Genomic DNA, 22,907 nt, shown 5'->3' on the forward strand with positions numbered 1-22,907 from the left:
TTACTTCAACCAAACAACAGGAGCAGCTGCCGCGGCGATCTGCTCCCAGTATTATTGCGCTATCGTCTCCGTATTCCTACCCCCGCTTTTTATACGCCCTCATGGCAAAGAGATAAGCTACGAGCGTGATTCCGACGCACCATGCAAGGGCGACCCATATATCATTGCCCACCGGTTGACCCGACAGCAGCGCACGAATCGCGTCCACGATCGAGGTCACCGGCTGGTTTTCGGCAAAGACGCGTACGACTTTCGGCATCGTATCGGTCGGCACGAACGCCGAGCTGATAAACGGAAGGAAGATCAGCGGATAGGAAAATGCGCTTGCGCCTTCCACCGATTTAGCGGTCAACCCGGCAATCGCCGCGACCCAAGTCAATGCCAGCGTAAACAGCACAAGGATACCTGCTACGGCAAGCCATGGCAGCACACCCGCCGACGAGCGGAAGCCCATCAAGAGCGCTACGAGAATGATGACGACCAGAGAAATGACGTTGGATACCACCGATGTCAGCACATGTCCCCACAGCACGGCGGAACGCGCAATCGGCATCGTGTGGAACCGCTCGATGATGCCCCGTTGCTTATCCAGAAACAGGCGGTACGACGTATAGGCAATACCGCTTGCAATCGCAATCAGCAGGATCCCGGGCAGAAGGTAGTTCACATAGTTATCCGTACCGGTCTGGATCGCACCGCCGAACACATAGACGAACAGCAGCATCATCGCAATCGGTGTGATGCAGACCGTGACGATGGTGTCCATGCTGCGGAAAATATGGCGCATGGAACGTCCGAGCATTACGCCCATATCACTGAAAAAATGTTTCTTTGTCGCTTCCATTTACATGGCCTCCTTCTTGCCGACGATGGCGAGGAAGATTTCCTCTAACGACGGCTGCTTTTCCACATACTCCACCTTTGCGGAAGGGAACAGCTTTTTCAGCTCCGAAAGCGTGCCGCTTGCGATAATTCTGCCCTCGTGCAAAATGGCGATTCGATCGGCGAGCTGTTCGGCCTCCTCCAAATACTGCGTGGTTAGAAAGATCGTCGTTCCGCCGTCGGCAAGCTCCTTGACGATCTTCCAAACCTCGATGCGCGCCTCGGGGTCAAGCCCGGTCGTCGGCTCGTCGAGGAAGATGATCTGCGGTTTTCCCACAAGGCTCAAGGCGATGTCGAGCCTGCGCCGCATACCGCCCGAATAAGTAGATGCCTTACGGTCCGCGGCATCCGTCAAGCCGAAGCGTGCAAGCATATCGTCCGCAACCTGACGCGGATTTGCAAGATGCCGCAGCTTGGCGATCAAAATCAGATTCTCCCGCCCGGTTAAAATCTCGTCGACCGCGGCGAATTGACCGGTCAAACTGATCGACTGCCGCACATGGTCCGGCTTTGATACAACATCGAATCCGTTGACGACGGCGGTTCCGCTGTCCGGTTTGAGCAGCGTGGTGAGGATTTTGACGGTCGTCGTCTTACCCGCCCCGTTGGAGCCGAGCAGGGCGAAAATACTGCCCTTTTCCACCTCGAAATCTACGCCCTTTAGGACATGAAGCTGCTTGTAGGTTTTTTGCAGCCCTTTTACTTGAATGGCCTTGGATTGCATATTCTTTCCCCTCCCTTATATAACTGTAACTTTGGACAAATCGGCTTCCATGCCCTTGAGCAGCGCATAGGTCAGTTTATCCATCGTTGCGCCGTCAAAGCAGATGGTTTTGATCATACGATAGTACTTCTTAGACAACGTAAAACCCGGGTGGAAAGAAACGTTTTTGAATGTAGCGCCCTTGAACGAAACTTCGGTTAACGCCGCTTTCTCAAACTTGACGCCGATAAACGTCTGTCCGTCGAAACGCTGCCCGCTCAGATCGGAGTTCGTGAAGTCGACCCCGTCAAATAAACAACCTTCGAAAATCGTCTTTCTAAGATCGGTTTTCGTTAACGTTACGTCGGTCAGCGTTACTCCTGCGAATTGGGTTCCGTTAAGATTCGCGCCGCTGAAGTCGGTGCGCACGAGGATCGACTTGTGGAAGCTTGCATTCGACAGGTCAAGGGCGGATAGGCTGCAGTCCGTCAGATTCGCGCCGTCAAACTCGGCATCGCGTACGTCGCTGCCCTGAAACGAACTGCCGGTCAAATCCGCGCCGGAAAAGTCGGAGCCTCGCAGCGCGCTGCTTGTAAACTGCCCTTTATGAGCCGTAACGCCGGCAAAGTCGCTCTCGGCCAAGTTACTTGCGCTAAAGTTCGGTACTGCTTGCCGCTCCGGCGAGCGGGAGGTCATTTTCTGATTCATTACATTCACTTCTCCTTTTAATAGGTTTTCTAACAAGCGCTTTGAACCCGGATCACTTGTACATACCAACCGATGGTATGTATTGGTTTAAAAATAAGCTGCCTCGCGGCAGTTTAGGTTTCTTTGCTGACTTCTCTAGCTGACAAACGCAACAGTTCCTCGTAGCGTTGAAACATTTGCTCATCGAACAGGTCTAACCCTAGGCCTTTCAATATTTCATCGAACAGCCTTATCTTGCGCAACATCGTCTCGGGCGATGCCGGTATGACCGCCGGGTTTAGCCAAACGTTGGTGAGAATCATCAACACTTCGCTTAGCTCCCTTGGATGATCGGTTCGGATCGAGCCGTCTCGCATCCCTTGTTCGATGATGGGCTGGATATACACGGGTACGGCTTTTTCGATGATGTTCTCGATCTGTGCCGCCAGCAGCTTCGGATTGCGTAAGAGGTTCGGCGCCGCCGATGCCAGTTCGTTCTGGGCGGGATTGTCGAGAGAGACGCGGGAAATCTTGCGGAGCTTCTCCCGGCCGGTCAGCCCATTGTCGTCCCTGACGGGGGACAGCACTTCGTCAATACCTTTGAACATATGGTCGGTGACGGCCTGCCAGATCTCTTCCTTCGACTTGAAGTGATGGTAAATCGCCCCTTTTGTCAGCCCGCCCAGCTCATTAATGATATCCTGAACGGAGGTCTGCTCGTATCCTTTTTCTATGAACAGGTTAAGAGCTACGGTTAGGATCTGGTTGATGGTTTCTTCCGGATATTTATTTCTTGCCATTTGTTCGCCTCCTTTCATACATTCGGTTGGTATGTAACAAATATATCCGATCGACTTTACGATGTCAATCCCTCCCAAAAAAATATTTTTTATTGGGGGGCTTTGTACAACTAACGTACCCGTTAACATGACGATCGCTTACTATCTACTGACCCGGCAGGAAGATTCCAAGGACTTAGGCTCGGATTACTTTGAGAAGCGACACCAAGACGCCATCGTGAGACAGACGGTTCGAAAGCTCGAAAACCTTGGTTTTACCGTAACACTAGCCACATCTGAAGCGTTCTGACCCTTCCCCTCCCATACAAAGAAGACGCAGCTTTTTAAAAACCATTCAAGCTGCGCCTAGTTTGTTATTGTCTTTTTTAGGGGTACGTTATGCGTTATTATCAGGGTAGTTCTACGCATTGTTTAAGAGTAAGATCCTCTAAAGCTTAATCGTCAAGGCAATGGTGCATCTCCTCAAGCTCTTTGGATAGTAAGGTCGTGGTTTCATGTTGTTGTTCTTCGGTTTGCTGATCGTAGACAAGTTGTTCAATAAACTCCCAAATGTCTTCCAACTTCCGTCTGCCCTTATAAAACTTGAGTGCATTGCGCTGAATGGAAAAAATTTCATGTTTATATATATTTACAAATTCACTGTAGTTTGAACGGTTCACCAAGAACATGAAATCCGCTTCGATTGGGGACAGCCGAAGCCCCTCCCAATCGATCAGGTACAGACGTCCACACGAATCAATAAGATTCCAGTTATGCAGATCCGTATGGCATAGTACCATTCGCAGATCATTGCCCCTGAGTTCATGCGCAAGCGATTCAACGGTACTGAATAACTGTTTTAAGTGTATCAGATAAGGACTTATCATACTCGCTGCAGACGTCGGCAACATGTTCCACCCTTCACCCCAAATATAGCTAAGGTGTGGCAAGAATGGAATAGAAAAATCCTCTCGGAGTGCGCCAGTTGGAACAGGAATTTCCTCGCCATAAGAGTGTAGTTCCGCAAGAATATGACGCTCTCGTACCCGTTAGTTGAGCGACCAGGGACTGCGAATTGCTGAAAGTAGGCGCCGCATGCCAACCACGTGCCCGCCCGTGCCAATGACGATCCATCGGTATTGGCAGCCGGCTAGGCCGGAAAAGGCAGTTCGACTTTCGGCGCGTAACCCTAATCGATCCGGACTAACGTGTTCGAAGCGAAAGGTCAGGGAGTAGGACTAGAAACGATGGCACCCGTCGAGGACCAGCTCACGTCCCGGGACAGCAGTGATTACCTGAAAACCAGGAAACGTCGAGCCCACGGTAAGGGGCCATGGCCGACACGCTGTGCAGTCTGCGGATCCAAGCAATCTCGCGTAAATGGCCATACTAGGAGGCGAGAAGGATCGGTCCAGTGTTTCGCCCAGATTACGCCTAACGTCGGCGTGGCTCCCCTGTACTTTTAACCGATCATCGATCTCGGCTTAGTTAATTGGTCTGTCGTAGAAAAAAACGGCCGTTCAGGAGCAGACTCCTGATCGACCGTTTTCGTGTTATAAGTTTAATTCGTCATGCCGTGCGGGTCGATCACGAACTTGCGGGAAGCCCCGCTGTCGAACGCCTTGTACGCCTCCGGCGCCTGATCCAGCGAAATCTTCGTCGCGTTCACGGCTTTCGCGATTTGCGCCCGGCCGCTAAGAATAGCCATCATAAGGTCTCGATTGTATTTCATGACGGGCGTCTGCCCCGTCACGAACGTATGCGCCTTCACCCAACCTAACCCCAAGCGGATCTTCAACGTGCCGATCTTGGCATCCTCGTCGACGGCTCCCGGATCGCCTGTGACGTACAGACCCGGGATGCCGAGACGTCCGCCCGCGCGCGTCACCTGCATGATGGAGTTCAAAACGGTGGCCGGCGCCTCCCCTTGCCCCGGCCCATGGCCGCTCGCCTCGAAACCGACGCAGTCGATCGCGCAGTCGACCTCGGGGATGCCAAGGATTTGTTCGATCTGCTCGCCCAAATTCGGATGCTCCCTCAAATTCACCGTCTCGCATCCGAAGCTTCGCGCCTGCGTCAGCCGTTCCGCGTTCAGATCGCCGACGATGACGACGGAGGCACCGAGCAGCTGCGCCGAATGCGCGGCCGCGAGTCCGACCGGGCCGGCTCCGGCAATGTACACCGTCGCGCCCGGCTTGACGCCCGCGCTTACCGCCCCGTGGTAACCGGTCGGGAAGATGTCGGACAGCATGGTCAGGTCTAAGATTTTCTCCATGGCTTGTTCCTTATTCGGGAACTTCAACAGTTGGAAGTCTGCGTAGGGCACCATGACGTATTCCGATTGGCCGCCGACCCAGCCTCCCATGTCCACGTAGCCGTAGGCCGATCCAGGACGGTCGGGATTTACATGTTCGCAAATATGGGTGTCTCGTTCCTTGCAGCTCCGACAGCGGCCGCATGCGATATTGAACGGGACGGACACGAGATCCCCCTTCTTCATAAACTCGACGTCGCGCCCGACCTCGATGACTTCCCCTGTAATTTCATGGCCGAGAATCAATCCGCTCGGGGCGGTCGTTCTTCCCCGAACCATGTGTTGATCGCTTCCGCAAATATTCGTCGTGACGACCTTCAATATGACGCCGTGTTCGCACTTCCGGCCGACGTTCAACGGATTCACGCCCGGTCCGTCCCGCAGCACCAAATCCGGATAATCGGTTTCCCTAACTTCCACCTTACCTGGTTCTACATACACAACCGCTCGATTCCCAGCCATCCCTTCATCGCTCCTCATCGAATATGCTTTGCGCGTATGTAAGTCGCTTCCGTAGGTCTACTTCATTATACTAGAGATTCGGCGAGGTTTATGATATCGCTTTCATATTTTTTCGTCAAAATAAGGAAGTAGACGCGGCGAAACGCCTCCCGCGCGTTTTATTTTCGGAAATCTAGGGTTTATCCTATCCTAAACTATCCTGCCCAATTACTTCAATGAACAACGGCAGCCGATCGCGTTCCGGCTGCCGCCATGTGGTGATTGTTGTTTCCACAAAACCGCCACTAAATTCTTTTTATTATTAATAATTTCATGAATCAAACCATTCTTGATTCAAAATAAATTACCTCCAACACTATTTTCTCCTTACACTACATACATCTAAGCATTGAGAAATAACTAGTAGCGCAGAAGGGAATTACTCGAAGCAAGCCTAGAGAACGGGAAACAATAGCGTAAAAGATTTTCAAGTTCTTGGCCGCCGCTGTATCATTTTGGAGTCAATCTAATGCGGACGACCGCGGACGTCCCCCTTTTTTATCGGTGCAATTAGATTAGTTGAGCCAATTAAAATTTCGGACCTACCGCCACAGCTATACGGGATCCAGAAGCGCGTTTTCGATCATATGAATGCGAGTAGTTTGTTATGTTATCGGAAATACAAGGCCAAATGGGCCGCAGCTTTCAAGATGCCTTCGCGCTCCTTTTCCAGCGTTCCCCAGAAGCGGTGATCCTCTAGCTCGATGCTGACCGCGCCTTGATAGCCAAGACTATCGAGCCTAACAGCAACCTTGCTCCATTCAACGGCGCCGTGTCCGGGAATCGTATACCGCCAGGAGCCTTCCGAAAATCCGTATTTCGCCCCAAAGGTAGCCGGCAGGACGCCGCATTCGTAGAGCTCGTCATTCAAAATTTCCGTATCTTTGCCGTGGCAATGGTTAACTCGTTCGCCGAATTCCGTTAAAGCCCGCAAATAATCGATTCCGAGCCGTACGAGATGGGAAGGATCGTAATTGAGTCCGAAATGCTTGGAAGGGATCGCTTCGAACATGGCGCGCCACATCTCCGGCGTGCAGCCGATCGTCGGGTAATGGGGAGCCGGTCCCGGCCAGCCCTCGATCGCGATGTAAACCCCCTGGCTTTCGGCATGTCGGACAAGTTCTGGGAACGTATCTTTCCAGATCGCGAAGCTCTCCCGGCGCGGTGTCGTATGATCCTCTGGCACGAGGCACATGAACATGACCTTGGCTCCGAGCGCTGCCATGCTGGTCATTTGCTGCTTGACAGATTCCGCTGCGGCATCCCGGCGGGCTTCGCTTTTGCTCAGAAGCGCGCCGGTTTGCGCCGCATCAACTGAGCCGATGCCGATCCCCGCCGCATCGCAGATTTGCTTCAATTCCGGATTCAGCTTTGGAACATCAAGCACGTCCATGCCCGCTCCAGCGGCCCATGCGGCTACTTGCTCCATACCTTCCGCGCCGATCTTCGGCGGAATGCGCATACCGATTTGCACCTTCATCTCGTACCTCTCCTAATTATTCCGAATGGTCTTCCCGTTTCATAAGGCTTATACCCGGCCGCTTTGAAACGATGGTTGTATACTTCGAAAAGCCGCCGTTCGCGGCCTCCCGGATCCCGAACAAATAACGGAACGCTTGCCTGTTACAGGCGGATCACTTGGCTGCCGTTTGCCGCGCTCCTCCATGCCGCTTCCGTCAAACGCGCAATTCGCAAGCCGCAGCTCGAAGGAGCTGCCGCTTCACTTACTTTGCCGAGGATTAGATCAACAAAGTCGCGGTTCGGGTCGCTGGAAGCCGGAAGCTCCTCCTTGACTTCGACGATTTCCCTTTGACCTTCCCTGGCGACAAAGATTCGACTGTTGCGGAACAGCACCGTCCCCTTGTCGCCGTGAAAGGATACGTCTTCATGCCATCCGATCGTGGCGCTTCCTACGACGTTGAACGTCGCAATTGCGCCGCCTTGAAAACGTACTGTAACCGCAGAATCGATATCGACCTGCGTCCCGCGATTGTCGATGAGGGCGGATACACTTTCCGGCTCGAGACCTGTCGCCCACAACACAATGTCTAGCAAATGGCTGCCAGAATCGTTAAGCTGCCCGCCGCATGACAATGCCGGATTTTGCCTCCAGGTGCCGGTCGTGCCTTGCTGCCAGTTCTGTGCCTGATACGCGCATATATAATTGATGTTGCCCAATTCACCCTTTTGGATCAAATTCCGAATGTAAATGTATGGCCCTTGCAGGTGGCGCTGATAAGCGACGGCGAGATGCTTGTTTAGTTTTTCCGCTTGAGCGATGATGCGTTCCGCGTTCTCGGATCCGTCGACAAACGGCTTCTCCATAAGCACGTGCAAGCCGCCCTCCAAGCAAGCCATTCCTTGCTCGAAGTGCATGCTGTGCGGCGACACGATCACGGCGGCATCGGCGTTCACCTTGGCGATCGCTTCCCGGTAATCCGTAAAAACCGCTACGCCCGCAAGATCCGGAAAACGCGATCTCACTTGTTCGAGCGCCGCCTCGGACGGATCCGCGAGCGCCGCGATTTCCGCTTCTGGCACTTGCAGCAGCCTGCGAATATGCTCTCTTCCCATACCACCGACGCCAATCATTAAGAAGCGAACCTTTTCCATACAACAGCACCTCCAGAGTAGGTTGTAAAAGCTACTTTTTGCCGTTCCATTAATCAGCATTATTCTCTACGCATGTTCAGCAATCCTTCCAAAGTAGCGCCTAAGCATTTTTTCTTTTATAAAATTTGTCTATGTTAAATTTTAATGTTGATATTTGACCATAAGAAAACCGCCTTGGTGGAAAGGCGGTTTATTGAGCTATCGTCCCCGTTTACTTCAATAAAAGCAACACGTAAACCAGTTCATGTTAATGAGGTGTAAATATTATCCGTATACTTAGTAATGGCTTCATCATAATCTGGATACTTATAGCCGAGACATTCTGACACAGCTTTTGAATATTTTCTGAATAACTCATAACAAGTGAATAACGACTGCCACATTTCCTGATACCCATTCTCAGAATAGGTTGATAGGAGCTTTTCCCAATCTTCATTAGGAAGGTAACGATTAATAAATTTATAGTTCTTTCCTACGCTAAAAGTATATCCGTGTTCCGAACCGATTTGCCAAGCCATCATTCTTAATAAATTAGGTCTTCCAATCTCGTTTAAATGGTCAATCGCAAAGAGTATTTCTTTTCTGGCTAATCCTTTTACTACGTAAGTCGAAACCATCCAGAACTCATTACAACAATCATCAAATGCCCTTGCGGTCGGCTTGCTAATCCAATATTGACGATCGTCTGCGATCACTTGTTGATTGATTAGAGTATCCTTATCGAGCAGGACCTCAACTAAACCGTCGTTCTTGGCAAAATAACCACCCGCCTCGTTAATGGGGATAAGTGTAAGGTCTAATTTATTACCATCCTCAAAGAGAATGATATATGAAAACCAGTTACCTAGCTCTGACGGAAAAAGCTCCATATCCTCGGGTTTTTGCATCATAATCCGATTCCCAAAATAATCAAGCCAGTGGTCATTCTCCTTGAAAAACTCAATATCTGTCACAAAGTAAGAAATGTCATAATCCTGGAATATATCAGGAGGAATATTTTTGTTTGTACGTGACCCTTCCAATGTTACCAGTCGGATTCTATCATCTCTTATAGCAAAACCCAGAAGTATACTCATCATTTCTTGTTCGCTTCTCAATAGATAGCCCCCCGTTCTAACCATATTCTTTTGATTCATCGATACTCTTGATAATAACGGGACGAGGCCCGGCTTGCTGCAGTTTCTCCGAGAGACGTGGGTCTCCTTACCAGTTGCAGCTTGCTGGACTTCTGCAAGAGGTGGATTCCGTGAGCCCCCTGCTCGTAGCATTGGTCTATTTTACCTTATTTCTTCATATTAAGTTGTTACGCATAACTGCCCCGTCCCTTCAACGAAGAAGGGAGCAGCTCCGCGCGGCGCTCTGCTCCCCGGTTATTGCGCTTTCGTCCCAAGTGTCCTAGTTTATAAACCGTACTATTCCTAAACAAAAGGGCGGTGACTGTTTTCGTACAATCGCCGCCCGTCCATATTGTATCATGCCGCTTCTTTACTGGGCACTACTGGAATTTCGTATGCTGCCTTAGTCTTCATCAGATAATAGATGACGTTGACCAATTTTCGCATGATGCAGATTATCGCTTGTTGCTTGGTTTTCCCTGCCGCCAGCCGCTCCCCGTAGTAGTTATAGAAGAAAGGATTTCGTGGCTCTTTTTTCGTCCTCGTAACGGCAATTTGACGAATCGCAAGGGCTTTAATGATGTCGTGCAATTCCCGATTGCCCTGCTTGCTCTTGTAGTTCCTGAACTTGTTGCCTGACGCTGCTACCACCGGAGCGGCTCCGGCGAATCGGGCTAGCTTGTCCGGTGAAGCGAATCGGTGTATGTCTCCGATCTCGGACACCAACTCTGCCGCAGTAACCAGTTCTATGCCCGTCATGGTTTCTAGTTGAAACCCTAACTGTTTCATCAGGCTTTCGATTTCCCGTTCAATACGGGTCAATTCACGCCCGTAGAAGCGGATGTTTCGTACAAGCCCCTTCACGATGAAATCACGCTTGTCTTGGAAGTCCCTTGTCGTATCGCCATCTTCTGCTACTAGGCTTAGAATCTGCTCAGCCTTCTTCGTGGAAAGACCGTTGTTGCTTAACTTGCGAAGGTACTTCGCTAGTTCCTCGGCCCCCACGCCTGACAATCGACTCGGAGAGGGATACTTATGCCAAAATGCTAACGCTGTTTTGCCGTCAACCTCAGAGAAGAACTTCTTATAGCTCGGGTAATGGTAGCCTAACTGCTGATGGAGTCGTTTAACCATCCCTGTAAGACTCTTCGCTTGCCACTTCCGCTGAGTCACAAGCTGACTAATCGCCCAGTACAGGTCAATCGGCTTTGCATCCGGCAGATTGTAAAGTTCGTCCCGTAGCACCCTTGCCACGCATTCTGCATCCCATGCGTCGGACTTCTCGACCGTAACATGGCTTTTCCGTCGGTTGTTCGCCAGTTTCGCGTTGACTTCCTTCACCCAACAGTTCTTCTCGGTCAGATAAACCGCTAATGCCCTGCCGAAGCCGCCCACGTCTTCAAGACCGTACACAACAGAAATGCCCTTCTTGGCATGCTTCTTTACTTCCTTCTCAAGCTGCGGAAATGCGGAGGGCTTGTTATCGAACTTGATTTCACCTAACTTCCGATTCCAACAGTCAATGATGACTGCGGTATGATGCTGCTTGTGCAGGTCAACGCCTACGTAAATCAGTTTATCCGGCTGTAACATGCTCGCTCACTCCTTAGATGTTTGGGATTGAATGATTACTGCTGCGTTGGAACGTCTGCGGCTCCAACCCACCAGTAACCACCCAATACGGATGGTTAGGATCAAGTCGGTAAAACAGGTCGCATCCTCAGTTCGAGCGGACAAAGCCGCAAAGACACGTTAGCGAATCCTCGTTTTACTTCTATGCTCCGTTAGATGATTGCCTGATGAAGCCCCTCGACCTCAATGCCGCCGTAGTGGTAAAGACCTCGGTAAAACTCTCTGCGGTCAAGTATCCGCTTGACCTGTACTTTGCCAAACGGCTTGCCCTGTTGCGTGGTAAAGCCTTCAACGTTCAGCTGTGCTGCTAATTCCGTTAATGTCCAACTCGGGTACTGTTCCCGTATGTCAAAGAGCCGTTTTACTGCTAATGCTTGTCTCTCGTTGACTGCTATCGACTTCTGACCTTTGTTGGCCTTATAACCGAACGCCGCTCGACCTCCGGCATAGCCGCCCTGCTGTGCTTTCTTGCTTCGGCCTCGGCTTAACTTCATGCTGATCTCTAAGCGTTGGTAAGCGTCGAGCAACTCCATCAATCCGTTAATCAGAAAGTCGGACGGGTCTTTCTTGTAGATGGAGTAGGTCGGCTGCTCGATGCTCTTTACGTCTACGCCGTACTTCTTGAACTCCCGATGAACAAGCACCTTCACGATGTCAGACCGCCATAAACGGCTCGTATTCAGCACCACAACTGCGTCATAATCTCGGGTGGCTAGTGCGGCTAACATGCTCTGAAAGCCAATTCTGTCCACTTCAAGCGCATCCTCATCCACCTTCGCCCCACTAATACCTTCATCCGTAAAGATGTCCTGCAAGTTCCATCCTTGCTCCTGACAATAGGAGCGGATTTCATCCTGTTGGTACGCTAAACTGTAACCGTCTTTAGCTTGTCCGCTTGTTGAAACTCTGACGTAACCGATGACATTCATGCTTTTCCTCCCCCTCCGTTACGATAATCACAATTTCCGTTACGTTACAACGCTACAACGTTACAACGTTACAACGTTACAACGTTACAACGTTACAACGTTACAACGTTACAAAACCATTATATGACGTTACAGCGTTACAAAACCATTATATGACGTTACAGCGTCACATGCAATGTGCTTTTTCGTAAATCATGATATAGTGGTTCATATACCGTTGGGGGAAAGTATGCTATGAAAATCAAGATTAGATTGCAGGAACTGTTAGACGAACGAAATATTTCTCAACGTCAACTTGCGCTTATGGTCGATATGCGTCCCGGCACAATAAATGCTCTTTGCAGGGGAACGACGGATAGAATTTACATCAGCACCCTTGAGCAGATATGTAACGCCTTGAACGTACACATCCATGAGTTAATTGACATGGAAGATAAATAGTGCCGCCTCTCAGAGCCATTAGGAGAGCCGCCCAACGGGACGGAAGGAATCGACGGCGGAACCCTATCTCTGACTCTTGAGTAAAGTAACCGTAAAGTTATCCGCCCGTCTTTACCAATCCCCAAAAGAATCTAGAATCCCCCTGAAATGCAGACCGCCGCTCGGCGTGTCTGCTGTTTCTTTTTCAAGTGATTCTTAGCTTGATTCTTCTTTAATTGAATGTTGTTAATGATTATTATTAGTGAGACTCTTTGACGGTCTACAACAGACTTTATGTCTGCCTTTCAGACTCTCAGTCTTGCATAACCGACTCTGCGTCAAATCCGTGGACACATTGTCTACAGCCCCTGTTTTCTAGCCATCAACAGATTGTATGGCGGTTATCAGGACAGAGAGTCTGATGAGACAACAGACTCGTCATTATTGACCGTTCATATCGGGCGGAAATCGTAATGCCGACTCCGATTTTAGGAACTGAGCATAGCTGTCGAGAATTTCCTTCTCAGCGTTTTTGTCCATTGGCAAGCGTCTTTCATGAAGTCTTTGAAGTCTAGTGATAAACGCCTTGTACTCATCACGCTTCATTATCCCTTGAACCCATAGCGTCAACTCTCTTTCATTGACCTGCTTCCGTACACTACCGATAAACTCATGGGTCTTTTCGCTCATCAGCAAATACGGGTGGCAATGGAGATAATTCGGCAGGTAATACGTATTGTTCTTGCCCTGACTGACGAGTATCATCTTCTTACTAGCCAGTTCCGTAATATGACGCTCTATGGTTTTTGAACTGCTATTGACATTTCGGGCAATCGCTTCGATGGTCGGATAGCAAAGGTTCTTATCGCTCATATAAGCGATGAGGTCAATGAGAATCAGCTTCTCATACGGACTCAGACCGTAGCACCGATGAATTTTATGCGGCACTTTGGTAAAACCCTTGTGCTGTGACGTGAATTGGCTTTCCTGACTTACCTCGTCCATGTAGGTATTAGCGGCTCTATTGCTCTTTATCAACCATAGTTCATTCATTTTCGTTTCCCCCTATTGAATGTTCCGCCCAATGGCGGCTATGAAGCAGGGGAGGCGGCTAGCCTGAAACGCATCCTTGCCTGCATATGTCAACTGCTCGTCAGCAGATTTCTTCCTTGCGCTGTAACAATCGCAACAATGGTCAGTTCTGTTGCGGTCAAAATTAAATAATTCGATTTCACCGCCCTTATTCTGAATTGTCTTGCTATCCATACAAGAAGATGCGACTTCTGAACTTTTCACCCTCCCTATCTTGAGACAAGATATTGTACAGTTGCGGTTTAAATTAGAGAAACCGCAAGAAAGCGAAGTTAACAAAAAACAGGTCAATCATGGTGATATCTGACCATAATGAACCTGTAATATGTAACGCTAAAGCGTCACTTAGGTAATAAAATTCAAACATTTATGTGCGTACAGGCATATTAGCGGAATGTCATACGGGGATGATGGGGATTAAGTTCTTTTTGACGTAGCTGCCCGTTTCATTCGGCACTGGGTGGGGGTAAAAGAAAGACCTTGAGGATTGATGCCCCCAAGGTCAACCTAACAATATTTTTATGTCTGCTCTCGAAACTTAACCTCCAAACGACTAGCACCAATTAAGCAACTAAAATCTTCCGGATAGTCCTCGGGAACAAACTTAAAAATATAACAACCCTGCTCAACCTGAAATTTCGTGTTTACTTTGGAAGCTTCATCTCCTTCAAGAATAAGAAATACAGCTCTCGATGTGTCTGTCCGCCATTCTACGGGTGCTGAAACGAAGACCACACCCTTAAAGTGAATTTCTAATTCATGAGGGTACGATAAGCTTTTACCGCCACCAACGACAAGTTCGTTTCGTTCATATCTAATAATTTCAAAATCAAACCACAGTTCTTTTTGGATATGACTATTTATTGTCTCAACTACTGAAGAAATACCATTCTCACTCACAGAATCACGTCCTTTAAGGAAGCTGAATATGTGTATCAGCCGCCGCTTGTGCGTTATAATTTGGACTCGATGGTTTTAATGTACTGGTATGATGCCATACTCCATTATGGTCAATATATTCCCAACCATAACCTTGACCGTTGGCATTTGTACCTTGTTGCCTCCGTGCAACCCTGTATATGTCCCCAGTCTTTCCGTAATTAGGGTCTGCTGCGTGAACCCTTACTTCAAAATCGTAACCATCTTGAGACCATTTTTGCTTTAATCCGTTAGCAGGAACACTAGTTAGATTTTGTTGTTTCAGTGCTTCATTGAGATAATGCTTGCCATCCAAGCAGTCAATATTATGAACCCAAATCCCTAAGTCACTTACAAAGTAGGTATGGAAGTCAGCAACAGTAAAGTTGTACACCTTAACTTTCTCATCGTGTTTAACAATCTTGATGCTATCAATCGTCAAGGTATTGCCATTACTCTGCTGTAGCTTATCCCCCACCTGCAAGTCAGCCGCTAGTACCCAGCCTTTACCTTCAACCCAAAACGGATGGTTGTCGGTGGTCTCAATGACTTGGTCGCCTACGGTCAGTTCGTAGATGATTTCCTTATCATTTCGATACAGATGCGTGACTTCCTTGTAAGCTTGCTCGCCAGTCTCTTCATTCTTGGCGAGAACCATATCTCCGACTTCAATATCTTCGATATTCTTCTCCCCTTCGTCTGTGAGCACCTTTGTTCCGGCAGTGAAGCAGTTGCATCCTATAACTGCCTTCTTAACATCATCAACTACTTTTTTAAATGCGTCAGTGACCTTTTCTAAAAAGGCCGGAGCCTTTTTAATTACCGTTGGTGCAGCTTTAACGGCTCTTACTCCTGTCCCACCCGGCATATAGTCAATTGTATTTACGAGTGGTTGGATAAATCCGATTTTCTCATTTTCCCACTCCAAGGCAGCTTCGCAATAGGATTGTCCGAGAGCCTCAGTAAAGCAATGACCACTCGGGTCAACATACCGTAAGGGGTTGTTAGCTACATACGTATAAAGATTCAACGTCAACGGATTCGTAATATCCCCTTCATACGTATCCTTATCCATGATGCGGCCGCTACAATATCTCGATATACCCTTCTGTTCCATGTACGCGAATTCGTTGCCCATCTTTTATCAGTTTGGTAGCATTTTCTACTCCGACAACTGCTGGCAAGCCGTATTCGCGTGCGATAACGGCTCCATGGGTCATCAGTCCGCCGACTTCGGTGACTAGGCCTTTAATGGATACGAACAATGGCGTCCAGCCAGGGTCAGTAAAGGAAGTGACTAAAATATCCCCATCCTCTAGTACAGCGTCTTCCATTCTTAAGATGACACGTGCACGCCCCTCCACCACCCCGGAAGAAACAGGAAGACCTACCACAGCTTCGGACGGGAGATTTCCCCGGTTATACTTCCCTGTAATGATTTCGCCGTCAGACGTGATGACACGCGGGGGAGTTAGTTTTTCAAAAAATTTATATTCGTCTTTTCGTTTATCGATGATCCGATAATCAAGCTTGTTGGTACGCACGACCTCGTGAAGTTCTTCAAAAGTGAGATAGTATATATCTTCTTTTTCATGAATAACGCTCGCTTGTACGAGTTGTTCGGCTTCTTTCAGTAAAGCCTGCTTATAAACGAAGTAGCGATGAATCATGCCGTATTTTGGATACTCGCGATAACCGATGAAATTCCGGATTCGATCGATCATTCGTTTCGTTTCTTTGGCTTTTTGTTCACCATCCGGTAATCGTTTCAATCGAGCTAATAATTCTTGTTCTTTTTTCAAAGCTTCCCGGCGACCTTGCTCCATTTTTCGAATGCCGGCATTCGGTTCAAAGTTTTTGACGTTATTGAGAATCATTGGGACAAGTGTAATCGGCTTTTCGCTCCAACGAGTTTTGGTAATATCGATTTCTCCGGCGCATCGCATTCCGTATTTATTGAGAAAAGCATGGATAGCGTCTAAAGCTTCCTGTCCACCATCAAACGTAACGAGTTCATCCGAAAAGTTATCGTCTTTTACATGTTGTAGAAAATCGACTACTTCTGGATAAGGACGTATCGCATCTGCTACATCCAATAAAGCCAGACCCATTTCCGAAGTAATATTGTTTGATACAGATTGAGAAAGCGTATCTGCTGCGTTTTTTTCGCCTAACCACTCGTTCATGTTTTCATTGATCCATGATGAAGCATTCATAGCAGCCATAAACACTGCCGAACTTTGCGGGTCAAATAAAATCTTCTTTAATTGCTGGATATCTTCCAGAATAAAATCAAACAAATCCGCTCCCGATTTCGCTTGGATGTTTTGTTTTAACTCTTCTATCGATGTTTGACTACGCTTAATCAATTCAGAAACGATTGTCGGATTGTTATCGATTGGTATCGGTGTAACTGAATTGCTTCTGCTGGGACTCGGCGCTTCTCCGTCATTCGGTAATGATTTAATAAAATCTCCTCGCTCGATTATGGTCATAAGTGCGTCTTTCATGAGCGGATCATGTTGTCCCATGGTATTTAATAAAGTTTCTCTGCTGACGGGTGAAGCCAGATGATGCTTGATATCAACAAACAACCTCCCGCCGGCTTTACGCATAGGCGCAGGAGTCGTCAACAGGAAAAAAGACAATCCCAGCGGTTTCATGGGGTCAAGCATCATTTGTTGATGACCGACAGATACATAAACGTGGTTTTCTTGATCATTCGCTTCAGGGATCGGGTATAAAGTAGTGATCGGCCGGCTCTGGACAATGTAAAAAGTATCGTCAACCAAACACCATTCGATATCTTGCGGGCAGCCGAAATAAGCTTCGATTTGCCTTCCTGTGCGTGCTAGTCGTAAAATTTGTTGTTCGTTTAGCGTTTGAGTCATTTGCCGATCGGGATCGATTTGCCGGGTCTCCGTTCCGCCTTCTTTTCGTCCATAGACAGCCAACTTTTTGGTTGCTATCCTCTTTTCGACGATTTTCTCTTCGCGCACCTTATAGCAATCGGGAGATACCAAGCCGGAGACCAGCGCTTCCCCAAGTCCGAAGCTGGCATCGATCGATAGCAGCTTGCGGTTAGAAGTCATCGGATCCGCGGTGAATAAAATTCCTGAGGCCTGCGGGAAAACCATCTTTTGAACGATTACGGATAAATAAACTTGACTGTGGTCAAATCCATTTTGCATACGGTAGACGACCGCGCGATCTGTAAATAAAGAAGCCCAACATTTGCTAATATGCCGTAAAACGTCGTCGACGCCGAGGATATTCAAGTAGGTGTCTTGTTGACCGGCAAAAGAGGCATTCGGTAGATCCTCGGCCGTCGCGCTGGAACGCACTGCATAAGCGTGCTCCTCCCCAAACCTGGCGAGATTGCGTGTGACTGCTTCCACAACATCGGAAGGAATTTCTACTTCCATAAGGGTTTGTCGAATCTCCCTGCTGATTTCGCCGATTTTGTCCCGGTCTTCTACTTTAAGCATGGCTAGTCGATCCAACAAAGCGTGATACGTCTCGTTTTGTTCGATGGCTTTTCGATATCCCGCTGTTGTAACACAAAATCCTTCAGGTACTTGTATTCCTTCCATTTTTGATAATTCCCCTAAATGTAATCCTTTTCCGCCAACGAGAAGAAGCTGCGTCTTTTCCACTTCCTGAAAACTGAGGACCAATGAACTCATTCGATATCGCTCCTAACCAGTGAATTGTGAAAAAACATTTGACAAGGGATTGGCGGCGTGGTACACTTAAATTGTAAGATGAAATAAATATGCCTTCGAAGAATTAGGTAGTCGTAATCCGATTATATCATCGTGTCTTTTTATGCGCAATATATAAAGAACCTGGAACGCTGTCCAGGTTCTTTTTTTGATTTCCCGCTTCGAGGCGCGGCCATCATTCAGTTTTTATACCCCAACGCTCCGAAATGGTCGGGAACATCAGGGGCATAGGCGTTCGGCGGAGCGGCCGATTCCGAACCTGGCTCGAATGTCCTTATCGACTGGAACCCTACATCCATGAAATCGTTCAGATATTGAGAGATCGGGCGATGGTACGCCCCTAGCGTGGAGCGAAGGGTGCCGGTGCCTTTGGATTTCCAAAATTGCGGAGCGTATTGATATACCTTCCTTGATCCGTCCTCGTCAGGATGGCTGAACGGCGACTGGAAGCAAGGGTGCATAACGAGCCAAATCATGAATCCGCCGGGTTTGACGATTCTATAAGCTTCCCGGAAAACTGCCTTATGATCGGGAATGTCCATAAGCATCAAACTTGAGATGACTATATCGTAAGACGCGGTTTTAAAATTTGAGGGGAGAGCCATCGCGTCGCCATGGACCCAATCGACCTTTTCGTTCAACGCTTGCGCATGAGCCAGCAATTTTTTACTGATATCTACCCCTGTAACCGACGCACCTAATCTGGCTAATTCGCTCGAAAGATCTCCCGATCCGCAACCAAGATCGCAAATGGATGCTCTCGACAAGCTTGTAATCCGTTCCAATCGGCTAATGATGAACCGATGAGCTCGCCCCGGGCCGCCTTTTCGAACCATTTCCCTGTACTGATCGGCAAACGAATCATAATCGATCATGTCGCTATGCCTCGCTTTAACTTGGATTTATTTCCCACACCTTCATTGTACAGAATGAAAACCAATACGAAAAATATATTGTTTAGAACAAACCGTTCACAATTCGAGATCGGTTTATTTGCGTGCGGCTTCATTGATGCGTTGGGATCACGGAAAAAGAAAGACCCGCAAGCGGCACCTCATTCGGTGTCCGCTTACGGGTCGTCGCGCGATTAGTTGCTGTTATAACGGTCGAAAGCTGCTTGATATACTTTCAAATATTCCTCTACGCCCATATTGTGCACGGTTTGTACATAGCTGTCCCACTCCGTGAACGGCGCGGAACCGTTAATGAATTTCGCTTCCATCTCGTTCATGTACGTATGCATATCCGAACCGATCGTGCTCATGAATTCGGTTTCCGATTCGGTAAAGTTGAAATTATACCATAGCTCCTCGATTTGGTGCGGAGCGGCCTTGTTCCCGGCCTCGACGGCTTCCGGAAGCGATTCGGAGCCCTTAAACCAGTTTAAGTGCACATAACCGGGATAACTTCCGCCCATCCAGCTGACATAGTCGGTAAGCGCTTGATCCAACGTCAATCCGTCCGGGTTGTTTTTAATCTGCTCCACGAACTCCAAGGTCCCGTCCGTATTTTTCTTATAACTTACCCCTTCTTTGCCCATAAAGAACAGCGTCGCGCCTTCTTCGCCGAAGAAATGATCCATCCAACGGACCGTCGCTTCCGGATGCTCGTTTTTATCCGTGATAGCGAACGCCCCGGGCCATACCATCGGCACTTTGATATGCGTGTATAACTGATCCCCGTGAGGGCCTTTCAATGCTCCTAAGCCGATATAGTTCTCTCCGTTATATTGAGTTAGCGGATTCGGGTTGATGGTCGAAGCAAGCAATTCTTGCGCTCCTTTGGCATACAACGTCTTGCTGTCTTGCGTGAAAATGTCCGGGTCCACCAAACCTTCGGTATACAGCTTGTTCACGAACTCCAAGACTTCTTTATAATTCTGCGTCGTCCGGAAAAACCGCAGCTCGTTCGTCGCCGGGTCCACGTCCACATGCTTATGGCCGAGACCGCGGGTGCCGACGCCCCAAGCGCCTTTGATTTGATCGATGAACGCGCCGGTCCCTGTCCCGCTATACGGGATTTCGTCCAACTGGCCGTTGCCGTTCAAATCGGTATTTTTCACAGCCACCAGAAAGTCGTAATATTCCTGGATCGTCTGCGGCTCCTTGATTCCCAGTTGATCCAACCAGTCTTGCTTCACCCATAACGGCGTTCCGATCAACATCGGAAGGAATTCCGGGTCGTAGAAGGAAGGCATCGAGTAGATGTGTCCGTCAGGCATCGTGAGCGCCTTCCGCAATGCAGGGTACTTCTCCATCAAAGCCGTAAGATTCGGCGCGTACTGTTCGATCAACTCGTCCAACTGTACGAAGACGCCTTGGCTGCCATATCTCATCAGATCGGCTGCGGGCACGCGAGCAGTAAAGAACGCGTCCGGATAGTCGCCATTGGCGAGCGCCAAGTTCCGTTTCTCGGTTAACCCGTCGAACGGAACGAATTGGAAGTTAATCTTCATGTTACTCATTTGCTCCATCTCTTGGTACACGAGGCGCTCCTCGAACGGAGTGCTCCCGTTCGCGGGCGCTAACCCTGTAAAGAACGTCAGTTCGATCGGTTCATTGACGATAGGCATCCCCGTCGCATTGAAAGTCTGCTGCTGTTCGGACGAATTCGTCCCCTCGTTGGACGAGGCGGACGGGCTGGTCGGTTCCGCGGCGCCGCCGGCGCAACCTGCCGCTAAGCTTGCTGTTAAGAGCATCGAAGACGCTGTTCCTAGCCACTTTTTCCTTACCACCATGAATCTCTCTCCTCTATCGTTTTTATATATGCTCTGAGGGGATTACCCCTTTAAAGCCCCAATCATAACGCCCTTCGTAAAATACTTTTGCAAGAAGGGGTACAGCAGGAAGATCGGTAGATTCGCCACAACGATAATGGCAAACTTGACGGTTTCCTCGTCCATGATCGTTTGCGCATGCGCATGGTCTGAGGCATTGATCATCTCTTCCATCTGCCCTTGAATTAAGATTTCGCGCATAAACAGCTGCAGCGGATACTGCTCTCGATCCGTTAAATAGATGAGCGCATTGAAATACGCGTTCCAATGACCTACCGCGTAGAATAACACCATGACCGCCAAAATCGGCAATGAGAGCGGCAAGACGATCCTGAGGAGCGTTCGAATATCGGAGCTTCCGTCGATCGCGGCCGCTTCCAATATTTCGCCGGGAATACTGGTTTGAAAATAAGTTCTCATGATGAGAATGTTGTATACGGAAACGGCGCTTGGAATGATAAGAGCCCACATCGTGTTGGTCATGCCAAGGTCGCGCACGACCATATATGTCGGAATCAATCCCCCGCTGAAAAACATCGTAAACACGATCAAAGCCATAATGAGATTTCGTCCGTAGAAGCTTCGCTGGGACAACGGGTAGGCCGCCATCATCGTCATCACAACGTTAATGGCCGTACCGACGACCGTATAGAGAATCGTGTTCGCATAACCCGTGAGTAAGTCCCTATTACCGAATACCTTCTCGTAACCGGTGAAGCTGACGTTTACCGGCCAAAGCCACATGTTCCCCGACAGAACGGCGGCGGGATCGCTAATCGAAGCGCTGAGCACGAATACCAACGGATAAATGACGACGGCGCTTATGAATACCAGCAAGGCGCCGTTCACGATATCGAACGGATGAATGTTGCGCGATAGCATATCCTCTTCCCCTTTACCACAAACTTGTCTGATTCAGTCTTCGAGCCATCCGGTTCACCATGACGAGCAGCATAAAATTCACGACGGAATTAAACAGTCCGACGGCCGAGGCGAAGCTGTACTGCGAACCGAGGATCCCGCTGCGGTACACGTAGGTCGAAATGACGTCGGAGGCTTCCATATTCAACGAATTTTGCATCAGAAACACCTTCTCGAACCCGACGCCCATGACCGATCCGACATTCAGGATTAACAAGATAACGATCGTGGGACGAATGCCCGGCAAGTTAATGTGCCAGATGCGCCGAAGCCGCGACGCCCCGTCCACGCGAGCCGCTTCGTGCAGCTGCGGGTCGATGCCCGAGAGCGCCGCCAAATAAATAATGGAGCTCCATCCCATCTGCTGCCAAACACCGGAAAATACATAGATGCTCTTGAACCAATCCGGCTCCGTCATAAAATAGGTCGGCTGACCTCCGAACGCTTCGATCGCTTGGTTGACGATCCCCGTCGTCGGGGACAAAAAGATGACGACCATGCCAACCAATACGACGGTGGATAAAAAGTGAGGCGCATAAGTAACGGTTTGTACGAACCTTCGGAACGGACTGCTTCGCACCTCGTTGATCATTAATGCCAATACAATCGGGATCGGAAACCCGACCGCCAGCTCATAGAGGCTTATACCGATCGTATTTTTCAGCAGCCTCCAGAAGAAAAAGCTGTCGAAAAACCGTTCGAAATGTTTCCAACCGACCCAAGGACTGCCCCATATTCCCTTCGTGCCGATGAAATCTTTGAATGCGATTTGAACGCCGTACATCGGAAGATAATGAAAAATTAGAAAATATACGAGTACGGGGGCGATTAATAGATAGAGCTGCCAATGCCGCTTGACGGCGATATACAACTTTCTCGTCCTCAACGAGTGCTCCATGG

At 48.9% G+C, this 22,907-nt stretch carries 20 protein-coding genes; 1 reads left to right on the forward strand and 19 read right to left on the reverse strand.

Annotated elements, in window-relative coordinates:
• Positions 1 to 76 precede the first annotated feature (76 nt).
• The 11 genes from FE782_RS22300 to FE782_RS22355 form a co-directional block, all read right to left on the reverse strand.
• Positions 77 to 844, reverse strand: a complete 768-nt coding sequence (locus FE782_RS22300) for an ABC transporter permease (RefSeq protein ID WP_138196552.1) — start codon at positions 842 to 844, stop codon at positions 77 to 79.
• The gene (locus FE782_RS22305; RefSeq protein ID WP_138196553.1) at positions 845 to 1,606 is read right to left on the reverse strand and encodes an ABC transporter ATP-binding protein; all 762 of its coding nucleotides are present in this window, start codon (positions 1,604 to 1,606) and stop codon (positions 845 to 847) included. It lies immediately after the preceding gene.
• Between the two features lie 15 nt (positions 1,607 to 1,621).
• A complete protein-coding gene (locus FE782_RS22310) occupies positions 1,622 to 2,293 on the reverse strand; it encodes a pentapeptide repeat-containing protein (protein ID WP_238392613.1) in 672 nt (223 codons plus the stop codon).
• 113 nt (positions 2,294 to 2,406) lie between these two features.
• Positions 2,407 to 3,072, reverse strand: coding sequence for a TetR/AcrR family transcriptional regulator (locus tag FE782_RS22315; protein ID WP_138196554.1), 666 nt, complete (start codon positions 3,070 to 3,072; stop codon positions 2,407 to 2,409).
• Between the two features lie 434 nt (positions 3,073 to 3,506).
• Entirely contained in the window at positions 3,507 to 3,962 is a 456-nt protein-coding gene (locus FE782_RS22325; RefSeq protein WP_138196555.1) for a phosphotransferase family protein, read from the reverse strand.
• A gap of 650 nt (positions 3,963 to 4,612) precedes the next feature.
• Positions 4,613 to 5,827, reverse strand: a complete 1,215-nt coding sequence (fdhA, locus tag FE782_RS22330) for a formaldehyde dehydrogenase, glutathione-independent (protein ID WP_138196556.1) — start codon at positions 5,825 to 5,827, stop codon at positions 4,613 to 4,615.
• A gap of 649 nt (positions 5,828 to 6,476) precedes the next feature.
• Complete coding sequence (locus FE782_RS22335; protein WP_138196557.1) at positions 6,477 to 7,346, reverse strand: sugar phosphate isomerase/epimerase family protein; 870 nt, start codon at positions 7,344 to 7,346, stop codon at positions 6,477 to 6,479.
• A gap of 143 nt (positions 7,347 to 7,489) precedes the next feature.
• Complete coding sequence (locus tag FE782_RS22340; RefSeq protein ID WP_138196558.1) at positions 7,490 to 8,479, reverse strand: Gfo/Idh/MocA family protein; 990 nt, start codon at positions 8,477 to 8,479, stop codon at positions 7,490 to 7,492.
• Positions 8,480 to 8,721: 242 nt separating this feature from the next.
• Positions 8,722 to 9,576 carry an aminoglycoside 6-adenylyltransferase gene (gene ant(6), locus FE782_RS22345; protein WP_138196559.1) on the reverse strand — a complete coding sequence of 285 codons (855 nt, stop codon included), beginning with the start codon at positions 9,574 to 9,576 and terminating at the stop codon, positions 8,722 to 8,724.
• Between the two features lie 375 nt (positions 9,577 to 9,951).
• A complete protein-coding gene (locus tag FE782_RS22350; RefSeq protein ID WP_138196560.1) occupies positions 9,952 to 11,187 on the reverse strand; it encodes an IS110 family RNA-guided transposase in 1,236 nt (411 codons plus the stop codon).
• Between the two features lie 191 nt (positions 11,188 to 11,378).
• Positions 11,379 to 12,155 (reverse strand): recombinase family protein, encoded by a 777-nt coding sequence (locus tag FE782_RS22355; RefSeq protein WP_138196561.1) that lies wholly within the window; start codon positions 12,153 to 12,155, stop codon positions 11,379 to 11,381.
• Between the two features lie 234 nt (positions 12,156 to 12,389).
• On the opposite strand from FE782_RS22355, the gene FE782_RS22360 reads away from it, so the two are divergent.
• Positions 12,390 to 12,596: a helix-turn-helix domain-containing protein gene (locus FE782_RS22360; RefSeq protein WP_138196562.1), complete on the forward strand. Its 207-nt coding sequence runs from the start codon at positions 12,390 to 12,392 to the stop codon at positions 12,594 to 12,596.
• Between the two features lie 420 nt (positions 12,597 to 13,016).
• Here the strand turns inward: FE782_RS22360 and FE782_RS22365 are convergent, their stop codons facing one another.
• From FE782_RS22365 to FE782_RS22400, 8 genes are all read right to left on the reverse strand, one after another.
• The gene (locus FE782_RS22365; RefSeq protein WP_138196563.1) at positions 13,017 to 13,628 is read right to left on the reverse strand and encodes a helix-turn-helix domain-containing protein; all 612 of its coding nucleotides are present in this window, start codon (positions 13,626 to 13,628) and stop codon (positions 13,017 to 13,019) included.
• Positions 13,629 to 14,186: 558 nt separating this feature from the next.
• Complete coding sequence (locus FE782_RS22370; protein WP_138196564.1) at positions 14,187 to 14,567, reverse strand: hypothetical protein; 381 nt, start codon at positions 14,565 to 14,567, stop codon at positions 14,187 to 14,189.
• Positions 14,568 to 14,580: 13 nt separating this feature from the next.
• On the reverse strand, positions 14,581 to 15,660 hold the full coding sequence (locus FE782_RS22375; protein ID WP_238392614.1) for a polymorphic toxin-type HINT domain-containing protein: 1,080 nt from the start codon (positions 15,658 to 15,660) through the stop codon (positions 14,581 to 14,583).
• A 10-nt stretch (positions 15,661 to 15,670) separates the two neighbouring features.
• On the reverse strand, positions 15,671 to 18,271 hold the full coding sequence (gene ppsA, locus FE782_RS22380; protein WP_138196566.1) for a phosphoenolpyruvate synthase: 2,601 nt from the start codon (positions 18,269 to 18,271) through the stop codon (positions 15,671 to 15,673).
• Positions 18,272 to 18,489: 218 nt separating this feature from the next.
• A complete protein-coding gene (locus FE782_RS22385) occupies positions 18,490 to 19,185 on the reverse strand; it encodes a class I SAM-dependent methyltransferase (protein WP_138196567.1) in 696 nt (231 codons plus the stop codon).
• 212 nt (positions 19,186 to 19,397) lie between these two features.
• Positions 19,398 to 21,047 (reverse strand): extracellular solute-binding protein, encoded by a 1,650-nt coding sequence (locus tag FE782_RS22390; protein WP_138196568.1) that lies wholly within the window; start codon positions 21,045 to 21,047, stop codon positions 19,398 to 19,400.
• A gap of 42 nt (positions 21,048 to 21,089) precedes the next feature.
• Positions 21,090 to 21,968 carry a carbohydrate ABC transporter permease gene (locus FE782_RS22395; protein ID WP_138196569.1) on the reverse strand — a complete coding sequence of 293 codons (879 nt, stop codon included), beginning with the start codon at positions 21,966 to 21,968 and terminating at the stop codon, positions 21,090 to 21,092.
• A gap of 13 nt (positions 21,969 to 21,981) precedes the next feature.
• The gene (locus FE782_RS22400) at positions 21,982 to 22,905 is read right to left on the reverse strand and encodes an ABC transporter permease (RefSeq protein ID WP_138196570.1); all 924 of its coding nucleotides are present in this window, start codon (positions 22,903 to 22,905) and stop codon (positions 21,982 to 21,984) included.
• Positions 22,906 to 22,907: the final 2 nt, after the last annotated feature.

Origin of the sequence: Paenibacillus antri, assembly GCF_005765165.1 — a bacterium.
Classification (GTDB): Bacteria; Bacillota; Bacilli; order Paenibacillales; family YIM-B00363; genus Paenibacillus_AE; species Paenibacillus_AE antri.

What these genes read in the sequence shown, in the direction of transcription:
- FE782_RS22350 (WP_138196560.1), bottom strand. Translation starts at nt 11,187, where the DNA reads ATGTTACAGCCGGATAAACTGATTTACGTAGGCGTTGACCTGCACAAG.
- FE782_RS22390 (WP_138196568.1), bottom strand. Translation starts at nt 21,047, where the DNA reads ATGGTGGTAAGGAAAAAGTGGCTAGGAACAGCGTCTTCGATGCTCTTA.
- fdhA (WP_138196556.1), bottom strand. Translation starts at nt 5,827, where the DNA reads ATGGCTGGGAATCGAGCGGTTGTGTATGTAGAACCAGGTAAGGTGGAA.
- FE782_RS22310 (WP_238392613.1), bottom strand. Translation starts at nt 2,293, where the DNA reads ATGAATCAGAAAATGACCTCCCGCTCGCCGGAGCGGCAAGCAGTACCG.
- FE782_RS22315 (WP_138196554.1), bottom strand. Translation starts at nt 3,072, where the DNA reads ATGGCAAGAAATAAATATCCGGAAGAAACCATCAACCAGATCCTAACC.
- FE782_RS22365 (WP_138196563.1), bottom strand. Translation starts at nt 13,628, where the DNA reads ATGAATGAACTATGGTTGATAAAGAGCAATAGAGCCGCTAATACCTAC.
- FE782_RS22375 (WP_238392614.1), bottom strand. Translation starts at nt 15,660, where the DNA reads ATGGATAAGGATACGTATGAAGGGGATATTACGAATCCGTTGACGTTG.
- FE782_RS22385 (WP_138196567.1), bottom strand. Translation starts at nt 19,185, where the DNA reads ATGATCGATTATGATTCGTTTGCCGATCAGTACAGGGAAATGGTTCGA.
- FE782_RS22395 (WP_138196569.1), bottom strand. Translation starts at nt 21,968, where the DNA reads ATGCTATCGCGCAACATTCATCCGTTCGATATCGTGAACGGCGCCTTG.
- FE782_RS22300 (WP_138196552.1), bottom strand. Translation starts at nt 844, where the DNA reads ATGGAAGCGACAAAGAAACATTTTTTCAGTGATATGGGCGTAATGCTC.
- ppsA (WP_138196566.1), bottom strand. Translation starts at nt 18,271, where the DNA reads ATGAGTTCATTGGTCCTCAGTTTTCAGGAAGTGGAAAAGACGCAGCTT.
- FE782_RS22340 (WP_138196558.1), bottom strand. Translation starts at nt 8,479, where the DNA reads ATGGAAAAGGTTCGCTTCTTAATGATTGGCGTCGGTGGTATGGGAAGA.
- FE782_RS22335 (WP_138196557.1), bottom strand. Translation starts at nt 7,346, where the DNA reads ATGAAGGTGCAAATCGGTATGCGCATTCCGCCGAAGATCGGCGCGGAA.
- FE782_RS22355 (WP_138196561.1), bottom strand. Translation starts at nt 12,155, where the DNA reads ATGAATGTCATCGGTTACGTCAGAGTTTCAACAAGCGGACAAGCTAAA.
- FE782_RS22360 (WP_138196562.1), top strand. Translation starts at nt 12,390, where the DNA reads ATGAAAATCAAGATTAGATTGCAGGAACTGTTAGACGAACGAAATATT.
- FE782_RS22305 (WP_138196553.1), bottom strand. Translation starts at nt 1,606, where the DNA reads ATGCAATCCAAGGCCATTCAAGTAAAAGGGCTGCAAAAAACCTACAAG.
- FE782_RS22325 (WP_138196555.1), bottom strand. Translation starts at nt 3,962, where the DNA reads ATGTTGCCGACGTCTGCAGCGAGTATGATAAGTCCTTATCTGATACAC.
- FE782_RS22400 (WP_138196570.1), bottom strand. Translation starts at nt 22,905, where the DNA reads ATGGAGCACTCGTTGAGGACGAGAAAGTTGTATATCGCCGTCAAGCGG.